Source organism: Kitasatospora sp. NBC_00315 (assembly GCF_041435095.1).
In the GTDB taxonomy this organism is placed as follows: domain Bacteria; phylum Actinomycetota; class Actinomycetes; order Streptomycetales; family Streptomycetaceae; genus Kitasatospora.
Genome location: NZ_CP108025.1, coordinates 4,554,223 through 4,578,401, shown reverse-complemented (window position 1 = coordinate 4,578,401; position 24,179 = coordinate 4,554,223). Strand labels below are relative to the sequence as shown.

The window sequence follows — 24,179 nt, the reverse complement described above, 5'->3', positions numbered from 1 at the left end:
CGATGGCTTACAGCGATTCTCCGTCACGCCGGTGACACACTGGGTCCCCATGCCGCCCCGTCACCGCCCGCCCGAGGCACTGCTAGCGACCCTCTCCGCCGCCCGGGGACGGTCGGATCGGCTCACCCATACGGAGCATCTGCCCGCCCGCCGGGCCCGCCATGCCGACTGGCCGGACAGCATCCGGCCGGAAATCGTGGCATCCGCGCTGGCGCTGGGCGTGGCGAAGCCCTGGGCCCACCAGACCGAGGCGATGAATCTTGCCAAAACCGGTCAAACTGTGGTGCTCGCCACAGGTACCGCCTCGGGCAAGTCGCTCGGCTACCTCGCGCCCGTGCTCAGCGACCTCCTGGACGGCACCGAGGCCCGCAACGGCCGGGGCGCGACCGCTCTGTACCTGGCGCCCACCAAGGCGCTCGCGGCCGACCAGCGCCGCCGGGCGGCCGAGCTCGCCCCCGCACGGGTCCGGGCCGCCCTCTACGACGGCGACACCCCGCCCGAGGAGCGGGAGTGGGTGCGCCAGTACGCCTCGTACGTGCTGACCAATCCGGACATGCTGCACCGCGGCATCCTGCCCGCCCACGCGCGCTGGGCCTCCTTCCTGAAGACTCTGAGATACGTGGTCGTCGACGAGTGCCACACCTACCGGGGCGTCTTCGGCTCGCACGTCGCCCAGGTGCTACGGCGGCTGCGCCGGTTGTGCGCCCGCTACGGCTCCTCGCCCACGTTCCTGCTCGCCTCGGCCACCACCGCCGATCCGGCGGTGACGGCGGAGCGGCTCACCGGCCTGCCGGCCGTGGCCGTCACCGAGGACTGCTCCCCCCGCGGCCCGTTGGTGTTCGGGCTCTGGGAGCCGCCGCTGACCGAGAACGTCGGCGAACACGGCGCTCCCGTCCGCCGGACCGCCACGTCCGAAGCGGCCTACCTGCTCACCGAACTCGTGGAGAACAGCACCCGGACGGTCGTCTTCGTGCGCTCCCGGCGCTCCGCGGAGCTGGTCGCGCTCCAGACCCAGGAGCAACTCGGCCGACCGCTCGGTGACCGGGTCGCCGCCTACCGCGGCGGCTATCTGGCCGAGGAGCGCCGGGCTCTGGAGCGCGACCTGCACTCCGGCAGGCTGCTCGGCCTCGCCTCGACCTCGGCCCTGGAACTCGGGGTCGACGTCTCCGGGCTCGACGCGGTGCTGATGGCCGGCTACCCCGGCACCAGGGCCTCGCTCTGGCAGCAGGCCGGCCGGGCCGGCCGGGAGGCCCAGGGCGCCCTGGCCATCCTGATCGCGCGCGACGATCCGCTCGACACGTACCTCGTCCACCACCCGCAGGCACTGTTCGACACTCCCGTCGAAGCCACCGTGCTCGACCCGGACAACCCGCACGTCCTCGCCCCGCACCTGTGCGCGGCCGCGGCCGAACTCCCACTGAGCGAAGACGACCTGGAGCTGTTCGGGCCCTCGACCGCGGCTCTGCTGCCGATACTGGAGCAGCGCGGCCTGCTGCGTCGTCGGGCCGGCGCCTGGTACTGGACCAGGCGTGAGCGCGCCGCCGACGCCGTCGACCTGCGAGGGAGCGGCGGCAGCCCGGTGCAGATCGTCGAGGCCGAGACCGGACGGCTGCTCGGCACGGTCGACGCGTCCGCCTCCCACGCCGCCGTCCACACCGGCGCCGTCCACCTGCACCGGGGGCAGACGTACCTCGTCCGGGAGCTGGACCTGGAGAGTTCCGTCGCCCTCGTCGTACGGGCCGATCCGCCCTACACGACGGCGGCCCGTGACATCACCTCAATCTCGGTGCTCTCCACCGACACCACGGTGGACTGGGGCAGGGCACGGCTCAGCTTCGGCTCCGTGGAGGTGGTCAACCAGGTGGTCGGATACCTGCGCAAGCGCATCTCCACCGGGGAGATCCTGGGCGAGAGCAAGCTCGACCTTCCGCCCAGGACACTGCGCACCCGGGCGGTCTGGTGGTCCGTCACCGAGGATCAGCTCCTCGACGCGGACATCCCGTTCGACCAGCTGCCCGGAGCCGCCCACGCCGCCGAGCACGCGTCGATCGGCCTGTTGCCGCTCTTCGCCACCTGCGACCGCTGGGACATCGGCGGGGTGTCGGTACCGCTCCATCCGGACACCCAGCTGCCCACCGTGTTCGTGTACGACGGCCACTCCGGCGGTGCGGGATTCGCCGAACGCGGCTTCCGGCGGGCGGCCCAGTGGCTCACCGCCACCCGGGACGCCATCGCCGCCTGCGAGTGCGACCGGGGCTGTCCGTCCTGTGTGCAGTCCCCGAAATGCGGCAACGGCAACGATCCGCTGGACAAGGCGGCGGCAGTGCGGCTGCTGGACGCCCTGCTCTCCGGGGCCCCGGAGAGCGAGGACGCAACCGGCCCGGTCTCCGACGGCGGAGTCGCCGAGGGCGGTGCGGGGCCGGATCCGAAGGGCGGCGCCGGGACGGGCACCGGCGGACGGGGGTAGCTCGGACCAGGACGTCCTGCTCTCCGCAGGACCGTCTCCGGAGAGGAGCCCGGCGGGCGGAGGGCGGCCGGCCGAGGCGGCGTGGCCCGCTTGGCCGCCCGGGGCGACCGGGGCGCCAGCGGCATCGTCCGTGGCGTCGCCGGACGCCCACACCGGTCCGGCGCGCGCCCGTGCCCGCACGGGCCCGAGCGGAATCGGCACACCAGTGACGGGCAGCTCGACGGTCACCTCGACCGCGTCCTGGGAGAGGTCGACCGAACACGACAGCACGTCGGCGTGATGTGCGCCGGCGATGGCGCGTGCCCGGCCGCAGCCGCCGTCCTGGTCCACCAGCAGGTGGTCGGCCGCCGCGAGCGCCGCCAGATCGGCGGCGGACTCCGCCCGGTGCCGGGCGCCGATGACCGATCCGACCGCCAGGACGGCGGTGAACACCGCGCACCCGAGCATCGCGAGTGCGAGCAGCCACAGCGTCGCCGAACCCGCGTCGGGCGGCCGGCGTCGGGCGGTCCACACCACCGGGGCCCCGGTGGCGCGCCTTCCGCGGGTCACGAAGGCCATGACGCACCGCCCGCCCCACCGGTCATGGTGTCCTCCCTGGCCGCCACCGCCGTCGCCCCCAGCCGGACCGAGAGCAGAGCCGCCAGACGCCCCGGGCCCGGACACGGTGCCTCCACCGTCACCCGGACCGCGTCGCCCGCGGTCGTGATCCGGACCACCGCCCCCGGCGGGGCGGCGCTCCGAGCGACGGCGACGGCGTCCGTGTCGCCGCGAGCGGCGGCCCGGGCCCCCACCCGCGCCGCGTCGACGCAGTGGATCTGCGCCGCGGCCGCGACCACGCCCCAGATGAGCATCGCCGCGAGCAGGACCAGAGCCGGAAGGGCGACCGCCGTCTCCGCCGTCGCGAACCCCGCGTCGCGAGCGCGGCCCGGGCCCGGCGCTCGATCACGCCGCATGGAGCGCCCGATCGAGCAGTTCGGTCAGCGTGCCGGTCACCGCGCCGCTGGTGACGACCTTGTAGAGAATCGCCGCGAAGGCGCAGGCCGCGAGCGTCCCGACCGCGTACTCGGCCGTGGTCATCCCGCTGTCCGTCCGGCCGGCGGCCGTCCTGCGCAACCGCAAAGCCGCCCAGCGGCCGCGCCGCCGGCACAGCGCCGCCATCGTCCGCCGGACAGGGCCGACGGCCGGACGGCCGGGAATCGTTGTGGCCATGGGAACTCCTTGTTTCTCACAGGTCGATCGCGTTCCGGTCGCACCGGCGTCGCGGGACGGGAATCATGACGGTCGATCACAGGCGACGGGCGAACATCGACGTCAGGCCGAGGACCACCGGCACGACGCTGATCAGGACGAAGGCCGGCAGGAAACAGACCCCGAGCGGCGCTGTGGCCATCACTGCGGCCCGCCGAACCCTCGCGTGCGCTGCCCGTACGGCAGAGCCCCGCTGGGCCTGTGCAAGGCCTCTGAGCGGCCCGGCCGGCGGTGATCCGCTGACACTCGTCCGGACGAGGCAACGCCCCAGGGGAGCCAGCGTCGGACACGCCTCGCCCAACCGGCCCCAGCTGAGCTCCGGCGGCGCGCCGAGGGCCAACTCGGCCGAGACCGCGGCGAGCCTGCGGGCCATCGGCTCCCCGACGCTCTGCCCGACGGCCGCGACGGCCGGCCCGGGAGCGCTGCTGGACGACAGGCAGGCCGCCAGCAGCTCCGCGGTCATCGGCAGTTGACCGGCCAGGGCCAGCTGCTCCTGCGCGGCACCGCGTTCCGCGGCCGACCGCCACCGTGTCAGCAGGCGGTGGAGTCCGACCGTGAGGCCCACACCGGCCAGCAGTCCGCCGAGGCCGCCGATCAACACCGTCGCGCCGATCCCGATCAGGACGAGAAGGAGAATCCGGCCGGCCCCCGACCACGGCCCGAGCCGCTGCCGCTGCCCGGTTCGGGCACTCCGACGCCGAGCGGCCGCACCCGATGCCCGCCGGGCCCTGGCAGCCCAGCGGTCGAGCCCCCGGCCCGGAAGGGACGAACCGCGGTGCGGGAGCGCCCCGAACTGCTCGCTCAGGCCCGCCCAGCGGGGCACCCGGCTCCACCGCCCGCCGGTGGACCGGCGGGCGAGTAGCGCCGCACCCGCGGCTCCCCAGGCCGACGGCACCAGCCACCCCGACGGCAGCAGCCACCTCGACGGCGCCGGCCATCCCAGGGCCACCAGGCCCGACGCCAGCAGGGCGCTCACCCGAGCACCGCCCGCCGCAGCCGGGCCCCGGCCTGCTCCACCCGCGCCGTGGCAGGCGAGCGCACCCTGACGGACGTCCCTCCCACGACAGGCGTCGGGGGCGTGCCGGGAGTCACTCGGCGGCGAGCGATCCCGCAGGTGCTCGCGCGCTCCCCGGGGAGCGCGCGCTCGCCGGCCGCCGGCCGCGAGCCCGGTCCGTCGTGGACGCCTCGGGCCGTCCGGACGATGCGCGCCGTCCACACCAGACCGGCCAGCTCCAGGAGCGCGCCACCCGCCAGGCAGCCCAGGCCCGTGGCGCTGTGCAGCAGGATGTCCAGCGGACGCGCCCCGAGTGTGCTGCCGAGCAGCAGGCCGAGTACCGGCAGGACCGCCAGCACGGTGATCGTGGCCCGCGGAGCGGCCAACTCACCCTCGATCTCCTCGGCCAGGGCGCGTTCGGACCGCAGGCTCTCGGCGACCTGGTCCAGACCGTCCGCCAGGCCCGCACCGCTGCCGGAGGCGACCCGCCAACAGGCCGCGACCGCGGCGGCGCCCCGACCCCCGGGAAGCTCGGCGAGCAGTCCGAAAGCCGCCGGTACGTCCCCGCCGTAGCGGCCGGCCGCCAACCGGGCCACCGGCTCCTCACCCAGCCGGTCCAGCAGGGCCCGATCCCGCGCGAGACTCGTGGTGACCGTGTGGAGGGCCTGCTCAGGTGTCGCTCCGCTGCGCAGCTCGGCAGCCAGCGCCGTGCACAACTCGACCACGGCGGTGGCACGTCGGCGTGCTCCGAGCTCGCTGCGCCGCCGTGCTCGCCATCGGCGCAGCGGCACGACGCCCGCGGCACCGACGAGCAACGGAAGGGGCGAACTCAGTCCCTCCGCCGCCGTCAGAGCGACCGGCAGAAGAACCAGCTCCGGCACGAGCCACCGCGGTCGGAACGCCCTCGACGCCGTCACTCCACGTCTCAGCCGGGCAGCCGGCGCCATGGCGGCCGTGGCGGCCGTGGCGAGAGCCCGCCCTGCGCCGCCGGCGGCACCGGGCAGCAGTCGCCGGTGTCGGACGCCGACGGCCTGGCGCCGGAGCACCTGGCGCCCGAGCAGGGCCGTTCCGCACAGCACGGCGGCCCAGAAAGCATCGATCTGACGTGCGGTCATGTTCGTCTCCTCGTGACAGGTCTCTTCCGGCCCGCGGTTCGAGCAGGACCCATGCGGCCCGGGCAAGGCCGCAGAGCATCAGGAGGAACAGCGCCTCGGCCGCGCCCGCCGTCATGGCGCCCCGCCGGAGGGACCGCCGAACGGCGCGGCGGACGAGGCGCCGGTCGACGGCGCAGCCGACTCGTCGGGCAGCACAGCAGCCGTCGCTCCCCCGCCCCGCCCCGGGCCGGGCAACGAGGTGCCGGGCAGCGCGGTGCCCGGCAACGAGACGCCCCGCGCCGCGCAGAGCCGCGCTAGCCGCTCCCACCCGGCGCCGGGCACCGCGGCGCCGTCGATCGTGAAGGCCACCGCCGGGGTGGTCACGGCGAAGCCGGCCCGGTCCCCGGTGAGGGTGTGGATCTCGGCGATCCGGCGCAGCCCCGTGGTCCGGTCGCGGACCAGGTGAACGATCACGTCCAGTGCCGCGCGCAGCTGACTGTGCAGAGCCAGGCGGTCGAGGCCCGCGAGCGACCCCAGCGCCTCCAGCCGCACCGGAACATCGGCAGCGGTGTTGGCGTGGACCGTCCCGCAGCCGCCCTCGTGGCCGGTGTTCAGGGCTGCCAGCAGCTCGGACACCTCTGCCCCCCGCACCTCACCGATCACCAGGCGGTCCGGACGCATCCGCAGGGCCTGCCGGACCAGATCGCGCAGGGTCAGCTCGCCGAGCCCCTCCTGGTTGGGAGGCCGGCTCTGCAACCGCACGACGTGCGGGTGGGAAGGGCGCAGTTCGGCCGAGTCCTCCGCGATGACGATCCGCTCCTCCGGGCCCACCAGCCCGAGCAGGGCCGCGAGCAGGGTGGTCTTCCCGGTGCCCGTTCCGCCGCTGATCAGCAGCGACAGCCGGGCCCGGAGGATCGCGGCGAGGAGTTCTGCCCCCGCCGGGGTGAGCGAGCCGGCCCGGACCAGCTCCCCGAGCGTGAACGGCCGGGAGCGACTGGCCCTCAGCGAGATGTGGGTGCATCCGGCGGCGACCGGCGGCAGCACCGCATGGAGCCGGGTACCGTCCGGCAGGCGGGCGTCCGCCCAGGGCCTGGCGTCGTCCAGTCGGCGACCGGCGGCCGTCGCGAGGCGGTGGGCGAGGTGCCGCACAGCCTCCGCGTCGGGAAAGCCGATGCCGGTGGCGCGTTGCAACCCGGCACCGCGGTCGATCCAGATCTCGTCGGGTCCGTTGACCAGGACATCGGTGACGGCGGGGTCGGCGAGCAACTGATCGAGCGGCCCGGCGCCGACCATCTCCGCGCGCAGCGTGCGCACCGCGTCGAGCACGTCGTCGCCGCCCAGCGGCGGCCTTGAGGCCCGCAGGGCCGCCGCCACCGAGCCCGGCGTCGGAGCGGCCCCCGCCTCGGCCAGCCTCAGCCGTACGGCGTCCAGCAGGGCCGTGGCCCGCTCGGGGTCGGCGGCGCCGGTGTCCGTCTCGCCCGGCCCCTCGCCGAGCGGGCGGCGCACGGGCGCACCTCCCGACCCGCCAGCGCCGGCCGGCCCGAACGCACGCGGTCTGCGCAGCGGGCTCATCAGGACACTCCCCCGTCGAGCGCCGGCACCGAGGGCATCACTTCGGCCAGGAACGCACCGCAGAACCGGGCCAAGGGGCCCTTCCGCCGGTGCCCCGGGGGCGTGCCGCGCTCGATGTCCAGCACCAGACCGGGCTCGTGCGGCAGCTCCCCGGCGAGCGGCATCCGCAACCCACGGGCGATCTCGGCGCCGGCCAGCCCTGCGGGCCCGGGAGCCCGCACGACGGCCCGGACGTCCGTCAGGCGCATCCGTACGGCTGCGGCGACCCGGTCGGCGGCCGCAGCGGCGCGCAGTTCCGCCGGCACCACCAGCAATGCGAGGTCGGCCTGTTCCAGTGCCTGCCCCGCGGCCGGGTCCAGATGCCGCGGGAGGTCCACGACGACCAGACCGCCCGGGCGCCGGGCGGCGGCGAGCACGCTGCGCATGGCTTCGGGCGCGACGGCCGGGGCGTCGCCGCGATCCCATGAGAGGGCGACGAGCTGGTGGAGCGCCGGCAGCGCCTTCACCAGCTCGGTGCCGCTCACCCGGCCCCGGGATCCCGCCAGGTCGGGCCAGCGCAGCCCCGAGGCGGCCTCGCCGCCGAGCAGTACGTCCAGTCCTCCGCCCAGGGGATCGGCGTCGACGAGCACGGTGCGGTGGCCCGCCCGGGCGGCACTGACCGCCAGGGCGCAGGCGAGCGTCGAGGCGCCAGCTCCGCCACGACCGCCGAGCACGGCGACGGTGAGCGCCGGCGGGCCGACCCCCTCGGCCGCGTCCGCGATCCGGTCGAGCAGCCAGCTCTCGGCATCGGGCAGGAACAGCACGTGCTCGGCGCCGAGTTGCACGGCCCGGACCCAGATCTCGGAGTCGTCCAGATCGAGGCCGAGCAGCAGTACCCCGGAGCGGCGCGCGAGGCCGGTGCAGTGCTCCGCGAGGTCGTCCCCCACGAGTACCAGCCCTGCGGCCGCCCAGAGCGCGCGGGGCGGCGGGGCCGAGCGGACCAGGATCGGATCGGCCCCGGCGGCGGCGCACAGCCGCAGCAGGTGCTCGGCGAGGGCGTCGTCCTGGGTGACGATCAGGGGGCCGGTGGGCGCGGCGCCGCCGGCCTGGCCGTGGTCGGTGATCGGTGTCGACATGGTCTCGTCTCCCCCGGTGGGGCGCGGTGCCGTTCGGTGGCACGTTCGCGCGGTCCAAGTGCTGCGATGGGGCAACGGCTCCACCGTCCTCCGGGTGGGGGAACGGCGGACGGCTGCCGGACACCACGGTGGGGGGTGATCCGAAATCCGTCAGCCCTGCGGCGAATGCCTGTGGATAACTCGGGGATGTGGATAACCGGGTTCACCCACATGAGGGGCTATTGAGTAAAGAATTGACGAAACACCGCCTCCGGGAACACACGGAGGCCGCCACCGGAGTACTCGGCGAACGCGCGGATGACGTATTGTCCGCAGCCATGCCACTCGCAGTGACCGGACACGAAGAGTGACGAATCTGTCTCTCGGGGCGCCCCGGCACTCAGGGGTCGAACCGCGACGGGAGCCCCCACGAAAGCCGCTCCGGGCCGAGCTCGCGGCTCAAAAACGGGCCCGGACATGCGACGACCCCCGCCGGGGGGGAGAGCGGGGGTCGTCTATCCACGGTCCGACTCGGGGGGGAGGAGCCGGACCGGGTTAGCACGGTCGCGAACGATCCGTGACTTCCATGGTGTACCCGAGCGGCCAGAAACACAAACCCGCACAGCTCGGAGTACACCGAATGGCGGGGTGTTTTGCACCGCCCTCTATCCTCGGTTCCCGTGGACACCACCGAGAACGCCGACGAGTACACGGACGACACCTCCGACACCGGCGCGAACTCCGAGGACGGCCCGCGAGCCGCCTCCGGCCCGAGCCCCCGGCCGGACACCCGATCGGCCTCCGAGGACGCCGGGGTCTCCCGCGACACAGGGGTCTCCCGCGACACCGGGACCTCCCGCGACAGGAGGGACGCCACCGACCCCGGGGGAGCCGAGAGCGCGGCGGACGCCGAGGACGGCCTCGGGGCCGCGGCCACCGCCCCGGAGCCCCAGCACGCCGACGAGGCGCCTCACCCGGCCGCACCGCGCCCCCGCGCCTCCGCGGGGCCGAGGACGGCCGCCTTCTTCGATCTCGACAAGACGATCATCGCCAAGTCGAGCGCTCTCGCCTTCAGCCGCCCCTTCTACCAGGGCGGCCTGATCAACCGTCGGGCGGTGCTGAAGAGCGCCTACGCGCAGTTCGTCTTCCTGGTCGGTGGCGCGGACCACGACCAGATGGAGAAGATGCGGGAGTACCTCTCCGCTCTGACCCGCGGTTGGAACGTCCAGCAGGTCCGCGAGATCGTCGCCGAGACGCTGCACAATCTGATCGACCCGATCATCTACGACGAGGCCGCCTCCCTGATCGAGCAGCATCACGCAGCCGGGCGCGACGTGGTGATCGTCAGCAGCTCCGGATCCGAGGTGGTCGAGCCGATCGGCGCCCTGCTCGGTGCGGACCACGTCATCGCCACTCGTCTCAAGATCGAGGACGGGCGCTACACCGGCGAGATCGAGTACTACGCGTACGCCGAGAACAAGGCGGCGGCCATCAGGGAGTTGGCCCTCACGGAGGGCTACGACCTGGCGGACTGCTACGCCTACAGCGACTCCTCGACCGACCTTCCGCTGCTCGAAGCGGTCGGGCACCCCTCCGCGGTCAACCCCGACCGGGCCCTGCGCAAGGAGGCGGTCGCGCGCGAGTGGCCGGTGCTGGTCTTCGACCGACCGGTGGAACTCAGGCGCCGGCTCCCGGAGTTCTCCGCACCGAGCCGTTCCGTCCTCACGGCGGTGGCGATCGGCACGGCGCTCCTGACCGCCGGGGTGATCTGGTACGCCTCCAAGCGGCGCCGACCCGTGGCCTGAGACCGCCGGCGGGGCCGGCCGGCCGCTCGCCGCGGCACCGGCACGGTGGAGGGCGGCCGTCCGGTTCGACCGGCCCCGCTCCAAAAGGGGCAAAAGCCAATAACTTCGCGTTTCGGGTTCCCCTTTGCCCTGAAACGCGATACAAAGGAAACACGGCCCGCGAGACCCGGTCAGGACCCGAAGAGGTCAAACCGACAACGCAGTTCAGGCCCACGGACCGCGTACAGATAACCGAGCACCCACATGCAGCCGACCCGCTGTCGGGCCGCCGCACCAGACGAACGGGCAGGATCCCCGTCTGATGGGCACTTCCGGTGCATGCTTGGTAACCCGGTACCTGTACCAGCGGCGGCACCCGGCAGGATCAGGTGCCGTCGCATCTCTCTGTTCCGGAGCCACTCCGCGATCCCCCGCGTCCCGTGTGCGACTCCCGGGTAGCCGTTGGCCCGCAGCCTCGTTGACACCCAGCCATGGATCGAACGGCCGGGCCCCTGGCCCGTCGGAACACCGGCCGTCGGAACACCGGCCGCTGGAAAACCGGCCGTCGCAGCATCGGGCCGTCGAACCACCCGGGCCGCGCCCGTCGGGCCGTCGGAGGACCGCCGGGCCGGCCGGCGCGCCCGCCACCGGAGCGACGCCCCCTTCGCCCGGCCGGCCGGGTACGGCGGCTCAGACCATCCCGCGCTGCATCGCCTCGCAGACGGCGGTGCTCTCGCGCGAGCCGAGCCGCAGGGCGTACCCGCAATGGGCGATCCAGGCGGCCAGCCCGTCCGGGGTCCCTGCCAAGTAGCCGTTCAGTGCCCGCCGGTACGCGTCGGTGCCGAGCTCCGCGAATCCGACCTCGGCCGGACAGATCGCCTTCGGGTCCAGTCCCTCCGCGATCAGCACGATGCGCTGGGCGGCACGGGCGATCACACCGTTGTGCGAAGCGAAGGGCCGCAGGGCCAGCAACTCACCGTGCACCACCGCCGCCACCACGAGTGCCGGCGCCCCGCCGCCGGGGCCGTCGGTCCGCGCGACCAGGAGCTGCGAGAGCTGGTCCAGACGAGCCGCGACCTCCTCCGCGCCGGGTGCGACCGGGAGATCGGCCGGCGGGTCGGACGGCGCACGCCCGGCCTCCTCCTCCCCGGAGCCCTCGTCCGAGTCCTTGGCCCGGAGGCTCTCCACCGCAGCCAGTTCGAGCGGGAACAGCGCTTCGGCGCTCTCCCCCGCCTGCCGCGGCCGCCCGGCCGAATCCGCGCCGTCCCCCGCCGCGAGCAGGTGCAGACGCGCCAACACCTGCAGGGGCGAGTGCCGCCAGACACTCAGCAACTGTCCGGCCTCGGCCGAGACCCGCAGTGCGGCACCGACCGTACGCGACTGCGCGTCGGCCCCGAAGTCGGTACGCCTGCGGACCTCCTCCAGCGGCCAGTCCGCGCCGTCGAGCGCCGCCGAGGCCCGGGCGCCTCGCAGGGCCGCCTCCGAGGTGACCTCGCCGGCGCGGCGGCGCATGACGCGGTGGCCATAGAGACGGTCGACGGACTTACGCACCTCGGCGACGGCCTCGGGCACCCCGGGCAGCTCGGCCAACGGGGCAAGGGGATCTGTTCCAGTGCTCACTACCCGAGAGTAAGGTCCCGATCCCCGCCGCCGACACAGCAACCCCGCCATCACCCGTTCGAGGCAATCCTTCGTTCCCCGGCCCGTGGGGCGGCAAACCCCGGCTAGCATGACCGCTATCGGTGACGATAACGATTTCCAACAGATGACTTCCAACAGACGATTTCCCGGACCGGGGATCGGACGAGCACGAGCGAGAGCCGGAGTCCCAGATGAAGATCGCCTTCGTCGGCAAGGGCGGCAGCGGCAAGACCACGCTGTCCTCACTGTTCATCCGCCACCTGGCCGCCACCGGGCGTCCGGTCATCGCCGTCGACGCCGACATCAACCAACATCTCGGGCCGGCACTGGGGCTGACCGATGGTCAAAGTGCCCTGCTGCCCTCACTCGGCGCCCACCTGCCGCAGATCAAGGAGTACCTACGGGGCGAGAACCCGCTGATCCGGTCCGCCGAGGAGATGATCAAGACCACGCCGCCCGGCCGGGGTTCGCGCCTGCTGAGGATCGTCGAGGAGAACCCGGTGTACGCGGCCTGCGCCCGGCCGGTGGCGCTCGACGAGGGCTCGGTGCGACTGCTGGCCACCGGCGCCTTCGCCGAGGAGGATCTCGGGGTCGCCTGCTACCACTCCAAGGTCGGCGCGGTGGAACTGCTGCTCAACCACCTGGTCGACGGGCGGCACGAGTACGTGGTCACCGACATGACGGCGGGCTCCGATTCGTTCGCCTCGGGCCTGTTCACCCGCTTCGACCTGACCTTCCTGGTCGCCGAGCCGACCCGTAAGGGCGTCTCGGTCTACCGACAGTACAAGGAGTACGCCCGGGACTTCGGCGTCGACCTGCGGGTGATCGGCAACAAGGTGCAGGGTCCCGACGACCTCGCCTTCCTGCGGCGCGAGGCCGGGGACGACCTGCTGGCGGCCTTCGGGCACTCCGAGTGGGTGCGCCGACTGGAGCAGGGCTCCGAGCCCCCGCTGCGACTGCTGGAGCCGGCCAACCGCGCGGTACTGGAGTTGCTGGAGCAGGAGGCCGACGCCGCGCACGGGCGTCGCGACCCCCGGCGGTACACCCGTCAGGCCGTCCACTTCCATCTGCGCAACGCCGAGAGCTGGGGCAACGCCAAGATCGGGATCGACCTCGCGAGCCAGGTGGACGAGGGATTCGTCCTCGGCGGCGAGCAGAGCGCCACCGCCGGCGCCCACGCCTGAGCCGCCGCCCCGGCCACCACCCGGGGCCTGCGCTCCCCTTCCGTCGGCGGACCGTCCCTCTCCCGACAGGGCGACGGTCCGCTCCGGCACGCCCGCCCGACGGCTCGGCCGCCGGCCTGCCGACCTCCCGGACAGCCCCCTGCCGTGTCGCCGCCCACCGCCGAACCCTCCGCCCGCCGGCGGCCCCGGGACCGAGCTCCCGACACCACCCGGACGCTGCTCCCTACTCTGTTCCCCGGTGGTTCGAAGTTCCCCGGTGGTTCGAATACCACCCATAGGGGTGAATGCGACCTCCGGACCTGTTCTCTTGTTCTACGCTGTGCAAAGGTTTCATTACTCTCGGTTTACCGAGTCTTGATGATCCGACCCTGATGGTCCATGGGCCCGCCTGTCCCCGCTGTGCCGATGCCGTCGCAGCCCGCCGGCCCACGCCATCCCGCCACACCGTCGCGACCCACGACAGCCGATCCGACTCCCCCGAGCACCATCACCGGACCTGACTGCGTTCGTTCCTCCGGAAAAGACGGGAAGACATGACCCTCGACATCTCGGCCGCACCGATCGCCTCCGACACCACCGATCACGCCCCGCCGGCCCGCCGGCCCCGCTCGACGGTGGGCCGGGATCTCTCGGCCTCCCTGGTGGTCTTCCTCATCGCCGTGCCGTTCTCCCTCGGCATCGCCCTGGCCACCGGCGCCCCGCTGATGGCCGGCCTGATCAGCGCCGCCGTCGGCGGCATCGTCGCCGGCCTGCTCGGCGGCACGTCCCTCCAGGTCAGCGGACCGTCCGCGGCCCTGCCCGTGATCACCGCCGGGCTCATCTCCCATTACGGCTGGCAAGCCACCTGCGCGATCACTCTCGCGGCCGGGCTGCTCCAACTCCTCCTGGGCGCCCGGGGGCTGGCCCGGACTGCCCTGGCCGTCTCACCCGCCGTGGTGCACGGCATGCTGGCCGGCGTCGGCCTCGCGATCGCCATCGCCCAACTGCACGTGGTGCTCGGCGGTTCACCGCAGAGCTCGGCCCTCGCCAACCTGGCGGCCCTGCCCGGCCAGGTTGGCGTCGCGCACCCGCCCGCACTGCTCGTGGGTGCGCTCGCCGTCGCCATCCTCTGCGGCTGGCCGCGACTGGGCAGGCTTCCCGGCCGTGCCGGTGAGCTGGGCACGCGGCTGGCGAGCATCCCCGCCCCGCTGGTGGCGATCACCGCCGCTACCGCACTCTCACTCTCGTTGAACCTGCGGCTCGCCCGGGTCGACTTGCCGGCCTGGCAGCCGCAGAGCCTCCCCCAACTCCCGCACGGTTCGATCGCCGGTGTCCTGACCGCCGTACTGACCGTGACGGCCGTGGCCAGCGTCGAGTCGCTGCTCTCCGCCGTCGCGGTGGACCGGATGGCACAGCGTTCCGGTGACCTCGACCGCGAACTGCGCGGCCAGGGCCTGGCGAACATCGCGGTCGGCCTCTTCGGCGGCCTGCCGGTCGCCGGCGGTGCGGTCCGCGGCACCGCCAACGTCCGGGCCGGCGCCCGCACCCGGTGGTCGTCCGTCCTGCACGGGGTCTGGGTGCTGCTGGCCGCCGTCGCGCTGACCGGCGGGCTGCGCCGGATCCCGCTGGCCGCGCTCGCCGCGCTGGTGCTGGTGGTCGGCCTCCAGATGGTGAGCCTGGCGCACATCCGCCGGGTGCACCAGCACCGCGAGTTCCCGGTCTACCTGGTGACGGTGCTCGGCGTCGTCCTGCTGGGTGTGCTCGCCGGCGTCGCACTGGGCGCGACCATCGCGATCCTGCTCGCTCTGCACCGGCTCACCCGGGCCCATGTCGACGTCACGGCTGGCCCGGACGGGTCGTTCGCCGTACAGACTCACGGCCCGCTGACCTTCGCCGCGGTGCCCCGGCTGAGCCGGGCCCTGGCCGGTATCCCCCTCACTGCCCGGGTGACCGTGTGCCACGACGGATCGTTCCTGGACCACGCCGCGTACGAGGCCCTGCACGCCTGGCGCTCCGGCCACCAGGCGGCGGGCGGCCAGGTGGTGATGGTGACCGAACCGCAGGACGACACCGTGCTGGATCCGGACGGTGCGCTGCGCTCGGGCAGTTCGCCCGGCCCGCACCGCTGCCGCGCCTGGACCCCGTGGGTCGGCCACCACTGCATCGAGCAGCAGGAGGATCCGCACAATCGACTACTGGACGGCATCCGGGTGTTCCAGCAGCACACCGCGCCGCTGGTGCGCCCCGAGCTGGCCCGGCTCGCCCGGGAGGGCCAGACGCCCTCTCAGCTCTTCCTGACCTGCGCGGACTCGCGGCTGGTCACCAGCATGATCACCAACAGTGGCCCGGGGGATCTCTTCACCGTTCGCAACATCGGCAACCTGGTGCCTGCGCCGTTCGAGCCGGGCGCGGCGGACGACTCGGTGGCCGCGGCGGTGCAGTACGCGGTCGAGGTGCTGGAGGTGCGCTCCATCACGATCTGCGGGCACTCCGGCTGCGGGGCGATGAAGGCCCTGCTGGACGGTGTGCACGAGCGCCCCGGGCCGCCCACGGCACTGGCACGATGGCTGCGCAACGGACGGGGCTCACTGGACCGGCTGCACCGGGCCCCGGCGGGCTTCGCCGACCGCGCGGTGGTCGATCCGGCGGAGCAGCTCTGCATCACCAACGTGGTCCAGCAGCTGGACCAGTTGCTGGCGAACCCGGCCGTGGAACGCCGGGTCAACGAGGGCACGCTGCGGCTGGTAGGCATGTACTTCGACTTCGCCACCGCGCAGACCTACGTGCTCGACCGGACGAGCTGCCTGTTCGCTCCGGTGACCGAGCGGGACGCCACGCCCGCGGAGGCGGCTGCCTGAGACCGGCCGACCCGGCCACAGCGCCGCCCCGCCCCTCGCGCTCCGACCCGGCAGGGCCACTGCCTCCGACCGGACGGTGGCCCTGCCGGCGCCGGCGTCCTCCCGAGGCCCGGCGGCCGCCAAAGCCGACCGGCCCTGCCGGTCACCGAGCCCGGCCGTCACCCGAAGCCCCCAGGGGCACCCAGCGCCCGCACCGCCCACACCCACACCCACACCCACGCCCACACCCACGCCCACGACAGCCCGCACAGCCGTCGCCCACGCCCACGACAGCCCGCACCGCCCCGCGCCCGCCCGGGACACGCTCACCGCGGCCGGACCCCCGCCCCGCCGTGCCCACGCACACCCCTGTACCCGCCGCCGGACGCCCGCGCCCGCCTATGTACTCTCCCCGCCCACGCCCACGCTTTCGTGCCCGCACCGGCCCACACGCCTCTGCAACCGCCCACGCCACACCCGTCGTCGGACCGTCACCGAGATGAAAGGTCTACACCAATTTCTCGGTGCCTCTTGTCAACAGCCCTGTTCGCCTGGTGAGCTGTGTGCTGGGACACACGGGACAATCCCTACGCACGGGAGTGCCCCATGAAGAAACTCGATGAGGAGTGCGCGTTGAGCAACGAGAGCCTGGCCAACCTGCTCAAGGAGGAGCGGCGCTTCGCCCCGCCCGCGGAGCTCGCGGCTTCGGCCAACGTCACGGCGGCCGCGTACGCGCAGGCCTCCGAGGACCGGCTGGCCTTCTGGGCCGAGCAGGCCCGCCGTCTCGACTGGGCCGTCGAGCCCACCGAGACCCTCGACTGGTCCAACCCGCCGTTCGCGAAGTGGTTCGCCGACGGCGAGCTCAACGTCGCTTACAACTGCGTCGACCGGCACGTCGAGGCCGGCAACGGCGACCGGGTGGCGATCCACTTCGAGGGCGAACCCGGCGACAGCCGCTCCATCACCTACGCCCAGCTGAAGGACGAGGTCTCCCGCGCCGCCAACGCACTGCTGGAACTCGGCGTCACCAAGGGCGACCGCGTGGCGATCTACCTGCCGATGATCGCCGAAGCCGTCGTCGCGATGCTCGCCTGCGCCCGGATCGGCGCCACCCACTCCGTGGTCTTCGGCGGCTTCTCCGCCGACGCCGTCGCCTCCCGCATCCAGGACGCCGACGCCAAACTGGTGATCACCGCCGACGGCGGCTACCGACGCGGCAAACCCTCCGCCCTCAAACCCGCCATCGACGAGGCCCTGACGAAGTGCCCGCAGGTCGAACACGTCCTGGTGGTCCGCCGCACCGGCCAGGACACCGCCTTCACCGAAGGCCGCGACGTGTGGTGGCACGAGATCACCGCCCGCCAGTCGGCCGAGCACACCGCCGAAGCCCACGACGCCGAACACCCGCTGTTCATCCTCTACACCTCCGGCACCACCGGAAAGCCCAAGGGCATCCTGCACACCTCCGGCGGCTACCTCACCCAGGCCGCCTACACCCACCACGCCGTCTTCGACCTCAAACCGGCCACCGACGTCTACTGGTGCACCGCCGACATCGGCTGGGTCACCGGCCACTCCTACATCGTCTACGGCCCCCTCGCCAACGGCGCCACCCAGGTCATCTACGAAGGCACCCCCGACACCCCCCACCAGGGCCGCTTCTGGGAAATCATCCAGAAGTACGGCGTCACCATCCTCTACACCGCCCCCACCGCGATCCGCACCTTCATGAAGTGGGGCGACGACATCCCCGCCAAGTTCGACCTCACCACCCTGCGGGTGCTGGGATCGGTCGGGGAGCCGATCAACCCCGAAGCGTGGGTCTGGTACCGCGACCACATCGGCGCCGGCAACACCCCGATCGTCGACACCTGGTGGCAGACCGAAACCGGCGCCATGATGATCAGCCCCCTCCCCGGCGTCACCACCACCAAACCCGGCTCCGCCCAACGCGCCCTGCCCGGCATCACCGCCACCGTCGTCGACGACGACGCCAACGAAGTCCCCAACGGCTCCGGCGGCTACCTCGTCCTCACCGAACCCTGGCCGTCCATGCTCCGCACCATCTGGGGCGACGACCAGCGCTACATCGAGACGTACTGGTCCCGCTTCCCCGGCCGCTACTTCGCCGGCGACGGCGCCAAGAAGGACGAGGACGGCGACATCTGGCTCCTCGGCCGCGTCGACGACGTCATGCTCGTCTCCGGCCACAACATCTCCACCACCGAGGTCGAGTCCGCGCTCGTCGGCCACCCCGCCGTCGCCGAGTCCGCCGTCGTCGGCGCCACCGACACCACCACCGGCCAGGCCATCGTCGCGTTCGTCATCCTGCGGGGCACCGCCACCGACAGCCCCGAACTCGTCGAAGAACTGCGCGCACACGTCGGCCGTACCCTGGGCCCCATCGCCAAGCCCAAGCAGGTCAAGGTCGTCAGCGAACTCCCCAAGACCCGCTCCGGCAAAATCATGCGCCGCCTCCTGCGCGACATCGCCGAAGGCCGCGAGGTCGGCGACACCACCACCCTCGCCGACAGCACCGTCATGTCCCTCATCCAGTCCCAGCTCCCCACCACCGGCAGCGAAGGCTGATCACCCGTAGATGACCGCGGGTTCCCCGGGACGGCAGTGGCCGTCCCGGGGAACCCGCGCGCGTCCTCCGGCAGCAGCCGCCTACCCGGTCGGCTTCCACTCGGCCACCGGCCCCCGCCGCTCCGCCGAGCCACCACCGTCCCCCGATTCACCGCCGTCCACCCGGCCGATGCCTGCAACCGGGCTCCGTGCCCCGGCCGTGTTCCGCCCCACCACCGGGCTCCGCCCCGTAACAGGGCCTCGCTCAGCTGTCGGACGCCGCTCAGCCACCAGGGTTCGCAGAGTGGCGTACGCGTCCTGGAGCAGGCCCCGGCCGCGCAGGGGAGGGGCGCCCGCCAGCACCGCCAGACCGACCTGCGCCCGGGGGCTGAAGCCGACGAAGGCCGTGAAGCCACGGGTGGCGCCCGCGTGGTAGACCAGCTCGTCGTCGTCCGCGTCGGCGTCCCCGTACGCCTCCGCTGCCACCTCCGCCGCCGTCTCCGCGAACGCCGCTCCGTACGCCGGCGTCTCGTCACCCGGCCGTTCGGACAGCGGGCGCCGGTTCCAGCCAAGGCAGATCCGGGCACCCGTCCGCCGACGGCCCACCCGGGGACGCCGGACCTCGCCCAGCGCCGTACGCAATGCCGCCGCGTCGGTCCGGTCCGGCAGTGGAACCGCCTCCAGGGCGAGATGCGCCTGCAGGTAGCGGAGCATGTCGTCCGCCGTCGAGCGCAGCGCTGCGGCGCCCGGCAGGGTCGGCATCCGGAAGGACGGGACCCGCCGCCCGCGCCGGTAGCCGGTGGCCGCCTCCCGACCCGGCCCACAGGACGTGTCGACCAGGCCGAGCGGCCCGCAGACCCTGGCCGCCAGCAGTTCTTCGTAGCGCTGGCCGGCCGCGTTCTCCAGCAGCAGGCCGAGCAGTCCGCAGCCGAGATTTTAGTAGCGGACCTGCGTCCCCAGGGTCCCGCGCACGGGCGTCCGGGGCACGCGCGCAACAGGTGCGAGAGCCCGAAGGAGGCGTACGGGTCGGTGAACCACCGGGGCACCGCCGCCGGGGTGAACCCGACGGGCAGCCGTGGCAGCCCCGAGGTGTGGGTGGCGAGGTGCAGCAGGGTGATCGGCCGCTCGTGCGGGTACCCGGGGGCGGCATCGGCCGGCAGGTAGCGGTCGATCGGGTCGTCGTAGCGGACGTCCCCGCGGGCGGCCATCTCGGCCAGCAGCAGGGCGGTGAACGTCTTGGTGACGGAGCCGATCTCGAACCGGGTGTCGGCCCGGACGGCACGCTCGCCCGCCCGGTCCGTGTAACCCCGGCAGGAGACGGTGCGCTCGTCTCCGCGGATCACCGCGACGGCCATGCCGCCTCCCGGGGCGGCTGCGTGGAAGAGCGGACGGAGCAGCGGTTCCAGATCGGGGGACGGACGGTCCATGGGTTCCGCGTTCATCGTCCGGGACCCCGACTGCCGCCACCGGTACCCCGGCCGGCGTCTCCGGCACCCCAACTGCTCTCTTCAGTGACCCGACTGCCTCCCCCGGTGGTCCGACTGCCTGCTCCGACCCCCGGCCACCGGACAGGGGACCACCGGACAGGGCGCCTTCGAACAGGGCGCCTTCGAGCAGGGCGCCTTCGAGCAGGGACAGGGGCCGCGGTCGGTACGGATCGGGTAACAGGGGCGGGACGCTCTGCGCGCCCTCGCCTCCGGCAGTGGTGTGCGGCACGGCGCAGGTGCCGTCCGCTTCCTCGCCGGGCATCAGGTGTCTCCCTCTCAGAACGGCGCATCCCTTGACCCGGGGCCGGGGTGCGTATGCGATCGACGTTAGGGAGGAGTTCACCCGTCTGCACCCGCCCGACGCCATTCGGGCGAGGCCCTCCGGCCATCCGGTCCGATGGCAATAAAATGCGCAAAGCGGATATCTCCTCGCGCAACCCTCTAGACTGTCAACGACGCATCAGGATTCCCCGCCGGAATCCTGACCGCGTCACAGGGCGCGCCGGGAAGTCTGGTCGGCACTGCACCACAGGTGTATCCGCATGCCGTTCCCGCCCTCATCAGGAGGCCTCCTCGTGGCAAGCCAGCCACCCACCGAGCCGACGCCGCCGGACCCGAAACAGCCCGCCCAGACGCCTCCGGACCAGACGCCCCCGGGCCGGACACCTGCCGCTCCCGCACCCGGCGCTCCCGCCCCGGCGCCTCGCACTCCGGCACCCCGGAACCGCCAGTTCCTCGGTCGACTGCCACTCCCCGAGCGCACCTACATCACCGACGCGCTGCGCACCGAGACGGTCGGTGGCGTCCTCCTGCTGCTCTTCGCCGTGGCCGCGCTGATCTGGGCCAACACCTCGCCGCACTCGTACGAGAGCGTCCTGGACTACACCATCGGGCCGTCCTCGCCGCTGCACCTGCACCTCAGCCTCGAAGCCTGGGCCAACGACGGACTGCTGGCGATCTTCTTCTTCGTGGCCGGCATCGAGCTCAAGCGCGAGTTCGTGGCCGGTGAACTGCGCACACCGAGCGCCGCGGTGCTGCCGGTGATCGCGGCGGTCTGCGGGGTGGCCCTGCCCGCGGTCATCTACGCGGTGGCCAACTCGGGCAGCGGCGGGCATCCGAACGGCTGGGCGATCCCGACCGCCACGGACATCGCTTTCGCCCTCGGCGTGCTCGCGGTGGTGGGCAGTCACCTGCCCTCCGCGCTGAGGGCGTTCCTGCTCACCCTCGCAGTGGTCGACGACCTGATCGCCATCCTGATCATCGCCGTCTTCTACAGCACGGGCATCAAGTTCTGGGCGCTCGGACTCTCCTTCGCGGGCCTGCTGCTGTTCTGGTTCCTGCACCGGCGCGGGGTGCACGGCTGGTACCTGTACGTGCCGCTCGCCTTCGTCGTGTGGGCGCTGATGCACGAGAGCGGCGTGCACGCGACGGTCGCCGGCGTCGCGATGGGCCTGATCCTCCGCTGCCACAAGGTCGGCGACGAGAAGCAGTCCCCCGGCGAGCACATCGAGCACCTGGTCCGCCCGATCTCGGCCGGGTTCGCCGTCCCCGTCTTCGCCCTGTTCGCGGCCGGAGTGACGATCTCCGGGTCCGCGCTGGCCGAGGTGTTCACCCAGGCGGCGCCGATCGGGATCGTGCTCGGCCTGCTGATCGGCAAGACCACCGGCATCTTCGGCGGCACCTGGCTGGCCGCCAGGTTCACCCGCGCGGAGCTGAACCCCCAGCTCACCTGGGCCGATCTGTTCGCCGTCTCGGTCCTCGCCGGCATCGGCTTCACCGTCTCCCTGCTGATCAGCGAACTCGCCTTCCCCGAGGACGCGGCGCTGGCGGACCGGGCGAAAGCCGCCGTGCTGGTCGGCTCACTGCTCTGCGCGCTGCTCGCCACCTCACTGCTCAAACTGCGCAACCGGCACTACCAGCAACTGGTGAGCGAGGAGAACGCCGACGTCGACGGCGACGGGATCCCGGACGTCTACCAGCAGGACGACCCGGCCTGGCGGGGCGGTGCAGGGAATCGCCCGGGCCCGTCGGCGCGGCAGCCCCCGGGCCGGCCCCCCGGACACCCGGCGCCCTGAGCGCCCGGTGCCGACTGCCCGCCGGTCGGAGCAACACGCGGCTCCGCCCGGCCCCGGAGTGGTGTGCGACTGACCGGTAGGGGCATGATTCTGAGCTGTCGACAGTCCGCAGACGCGCACACCCGAAGAAGCCGCAAGTCCACAGAGACCGCAAGTTCGCAGAAGCCGCAGAGGAGAACCGCTGATGCCCGCAGGAATCGCAGACCCGTCCAGCAACGGCCGGGCGCCGTACGAGGGTGAGCGGTCGGTCGGGCAGCTCTTCGCCGCGGCCACCGCCGACCTGTCCACCCTGGTCCACGACGAGATCGCGCTGGCCAAGGCCGAGATCCGACAGGACGTCAAGCGGGGTGTCGCCGGCGGCGCCTCCGGCGCGATCGCGGGCGTGGTGCTACTGGCCGCCGTCCCGGTGGGGAGCATCGCGGCGGCGCTCGGCGTGCACGCGCTCGGGATCACCCTCGGCTGGTCGTTCGCGATCATCACGGGCGCGTACGTCCTGCTCGCGATCATCCTCGGCCTGTTCGCCTGGCGCTCCTTCAAGAAGATCGAGCCGCCCCGGCGCACCATCGAGGGCGCCCAGGCGACCGCCGAGGTGCTCAAGAACGCCCGGCCGCGCCCCGCCACGCAGGAGGAGATCGACCGGGCTCTGGGCCGCCGCCCCTGACCCGGCCGGGGTGCCGCCCGACGGCACTCCGGCTCCGGTCCGACGCCACTCCGGTGGCAACCCGACGGCACTCCCGACGAACTCCCGGCGGCAACCCGACGCCGGTCCGACGCCACTCCGGTGGCAACCCGACGGCACTCCCGACGAACTCCCGGCGGCAACCCGACGCCGGTCCGACGCCACTCCGGTGGCAACCCGACGGCGTCCGCGCGGTGGGCCACCGCCCGCGTCCGGACGGCAGCGCCGGTGACCTCGGCGGCCTCCACGGCGCGGCGCCGGGGGCCGCCGATGGCCCGCCGGGCGGACGGCACTACGGCATCGGGCGTATCGGTTACGAGTGCCGGGCACGTGTTCGGCGCCCGGATATGACACGCTCTCGCTATGCCGCTCGACCAGAAGCCCGTGCCCCAGCCCCAGCCCCGACCGCAGGATCAGCCCCAGCCGCAGGCGCAGCCGCCCGCCCAGGGCGCCCCGTCGACCCCCGGAGCCCCGGGAGCCCCGGGAGCCCCCGGAGCCCCGGGAGCCGGCGACGAGTGGAGCATCCGGCAGGCCGGGCCGTGGACGCACCGCGATCTGGCGGCCAACGGCGCCCGGTTCCACATCGCCGAGCTCGGCAGCGGCCCGCTGGTCCTCCTGGTGCACGGCTGGCCGGAGTACTGGTGGGCCTGGCGGCACCAGATGACCGCGCTCGCGGAGGCCGGCTACCGGGCCGTCGCGCTGGATCTGCGGGGCATCGGCGGCAGCGACCGCACCCCCCGCGGGTACGACCCCGGCAACCTCGCCCTGGACATCACCGGGGTGATCCGCTCGCTGGGCGAGCGCCGCGCGCACCTGGTCGGGCATGCCACGGGCGGCACGCTGGCCTGGGTCGCGGCCGTGATGCGGCCCTCGGTGATCCAGAGCCTGACCGCCGTCTCCGCGGCGCACCCGAGGGACCTCCGGCGAGCGCTGCTCACCGACCGCCGGCAGCTGGCGGCCTTCGAGCACGTGCTGAGCTTCCAGCGGCCGTGGATACCGGAACGCCGTCTGGTCGCCGACGACGCCGCACAGGTCGGCCGGTACCTCGACGCCTGGACCGGACCGAATCGGCTGGAACCTGCCGCTGTCGACGCCTACCGACAGGCCATGCAGATCCCCAGCACCGCGCACTGCTCGATCGAGCCGTACCGCTGGCTGATGCGCTCGATGGCCCGCCCGGACGGCATCCAGTTCGCCCGCCGCATGAAGAAGCCGATCACCGCGCCCACCCTGCACATCCAGGGCGCCGCCGACCCGGTGCTGCTCTCGCACACCGCGCTCGGGGGGGGCGAGTACGTGTCGGCCCCCTACCGGTGGCGGCTGCTGCCGGGTGTCGGGCACTTCCCGCACGAGGAGGCACCGGAGCAGTTCTCGGCGGAGCTGATCGACTGGATCGGGCAGCACAAGAACTGAGGTCCCGGGGCGCCGGGACCGGGAGACCGGGAGCACGCACCGGACACCGGGACAGGGACCCCA

General features: G+C 73.3%; 15 protein-coding genes and 3 pseudogenes. 8 read left to right on the top strand and 10 right to left on the bottom strand.

Annotation, left to right across the window (positions count from 1 at the left end; all coding sequences use genetic code 11):
* Positions 1 to 49 precede the first annotated feature (49 nt).
* On the top strand, positions 50 to 2,467 hold the full coding sequence (locus tag OG823_RS18775; protein ID WP_371480743.1) for a DEAD/DEAH box helicase: 2,418 nt from the start codon (positions 50 to 52) through the stop codon (positions 2,465 to 2,467).
* A gap of 213 nt (positions 2,468 to 2,680) precedes the next feature.
* On the opposite strand, the pseudogene OG823_RS18770 reads toward OG823_RS18775, so the two are convergent.
* From OG823_RS18770 to ssd, 7 genes and pseudogenes are all read right to left on the bottom strand, one after another.
* Positions 2,681 to 3,025: pseudogene (locus OG823_RS18770) on the bottom strand (Rv3654c family TadE-like protein); the annotation flags it as partial.
* The gene (locus tag OG823_RS18765; protein WP_371480742.1) at positions 3,013 to 3,420 is read right to left on the bottom strand and encodes a TadE family type IV pilus minor pilin; all 408 of its coding nucleotides are present in this window, start codon (positions 3,418 to 3,420) and stop codon (positions 3,013 to 3,015) included. The gene OG823_RS18765 and the pseudogene OG823_RS18770, both read right to left, overlap by 13 nt.
* A complete protein-coding gene (locus tag OG823_RS18760) occupies positions 3,410 to 3,676 on the bottom strand; it encodes a DUF4244 domain-containing protein (protein WP_371480741.1) in 267 nt (88 codons plus the stop codon). Before OG823_RS18760 ends, OG823_RS18765 begins: the two co-directional genes overlap by 11 nt.
* A gap of 76 nt (positions 3,677 to 3,752) precedes the next feature.
* On the bottom strand, positions 3,753 to 4,691 hold the full coding sequence (locus tag OG823_RS18755) for a type II secretion system F family protein (RefSeq protein ID WP_371480740.1): 939 nt from the start codon (positions 4,689 to 4,691) through the stop codon (positions 3,753 to 3,755).
* Complete coding sequence (locus tag OG823_RS18750; protein WP_371480739.1) at positions 4,688 to 5,824, bottom strand: type II secretion system F family protein; 1,137 nt, start codon at positions 5,822 to 5,824, stop codon at positions 4,688 to 4,690. Before OG823_RS18750 ends, OG823_RS18755 begins: the two co-directional genes overlap by 4 nt.
* A gap of 111 nt (positions 5,825 to 5,935) precedes the next feature.
* Positions 5,936 to 7,375, bottom strand: coding sequence for a TadA family conjugal transfer-associated ATPase (locus OG823_RS18745; RefSeq protein WP_371480738.1), 1,440 nt, complete (start codon positions 7,373 to 7,375; stop codon positions 5,936 to 5,938).
* Entirely contained in the window at positions 7,375 to 8,490 is a 1,116-nt protein-coding gene (ssd, locus tag OG823_RS18740; protein ID WP_371480737.1) for a septum site-determining protein Ssd, read from the bottom strand. Before ssd ends, OG823_RS18745 begins: the two co-directional genes overlap by 1 nt.
* A 986-nt stretch (positions 8,491 to 9,476) precedes the next feature.
* Between ssd and OG823_RS18735 the strand changes: the two are divergent.
* Positions 9,477 to 10,274 (top strand): annotated as a pseudogene (locus tag OG823_RS18735) (HAD family hydrolase); the annotation flags it as partial.
* Between the two features lie 669 nt (positions 10,275 to 10,943).
* On the opposite strand, the gene OG823_RS18730 reads toward OG823_RS18735, so the two are convergent.
* On the bottom strand, positions 10,944 to 11,873 hold the full coding sequence (locus OG823_RS18730; RefSeq protein ID WP_371480736.1) for an oxidoreductase: 930 nt from the start codon (positions 11,871 to 11,873) through the stop codon (positions 10,944 to 10,946).
* A gap of 212 nt (positions 11,874 to 12,085) precedes the next feature.
* Between OG823_RS18730 and OG823_RS18725 the strand changes: the two genes are divergently transcribed.
* From OG823_RS18725 to acs, 3 genes are all read left to right on the top strand, one after another.
* A complete protein-coding gene (locus tag OG823_RS18725; RefSeq protein WP_371480735.1) occupies positions 12,086 to 13,078 on the top strand; it encodes an ATP-binding protein in 993 nt (330 codons plus the stop codon).
* 533 nt (positions 13,079 to 13,611) lie between these two features.
* A complete protein-coding gene (locus OG823_RS18720; RefSeq protein ID WP_371480734.1) occupies positions 13,612 to 15,915 on the top strand; it encodes a SulP family inorganic anion transporter in 2,304 nt (767 codons plus the stop codon).
* A 585-nt stretch (positions 15,916 to 16,500) separates the two neighbouring features.
* Positions 16,501 to 18,483, top strand: coding sequence for an acetate--CoA ligase (gene acs, locus OG823_RS18715; RefSeq protein WP_371480733.1), 1,983 nt, complete (start codon positions 16,501 to 16,503; stop codon positions 18,481 to 18,483).
* A gap of 81 nt (positions 18,484 to 18,564) precedes the next feature.
* On the opposite strand, the gene OG823_RS18710 is transcribed toward acs, so the two are convergent.
* Together OG823_RS18710 and OG823_RS18705 are read right to left on the bottom strand one after the other, a co-directional pair.
* Positions 18,565 to 19,368, bottom strand: coding sequence for a serine hydrolase (locus OG823_RS18710; protein WP_371484528.1), 804 nt, complete (start codon positions 19,366 to 19,368; stop codon positions 18,565 to 18,567).
* Between the two features lie 215 nt (positions 19,369 to 19,583).
* A pseudogene (locus tag OG823_RS18705) lies at positions 19,584 to 19,817 on the bottom strand (serine hydrolase domain-containing protein); the annotation flags it as partial.
* Positions 19,818 to 20,692: 875 nt separating this feature from the next.
* Between OG823_RS18705 and nhaA the strand changes: the two are divergent.
* The 3 genes from nhaA (at position 20,693) to OG823_RS18690 (ending at position 24,116) form a co-directional block, all read left to right on the top strand.
* A complete protein-coding gene (gene nhaA, locus OG823_RS18700) occupies positions 20,693 to 22,024 on the top strand; it encodes a Na+/H+ antiporter NhaA (protein WP_371484527.1) in 1,332 nt (443 codons plus the stop codon).
* Positions 22,025 to 22,208: 184 nt separating this feature from the next.
* On the top strand, positions 22,209 to 22,685 hold the full coding sequence (locus tag OG823_RS18695) for a phage holin family protein (protein ID WP_371480732.1): 477 nt from the start codon (positions 22,209 to 22,211) through the stop codon (positions 22,683 to 22,685).
* 381 nt (positions 22,686 to 23,066) lie between these two features.
* Positions 23,067 to 24,116 (top strand): alpha/beta fold hydrolase, encoded by a 1,050-nt coding sequence (locus tag OG823_RS18690; RefSeq protein ID WP_371480731.1) that lies wholly within the window; start codon positions 23,067 to 23,069, stop codon positions 24,114 to 24,116.
* Positions 24,117 to 24,179: the final 63 nt, after the last annotated feature.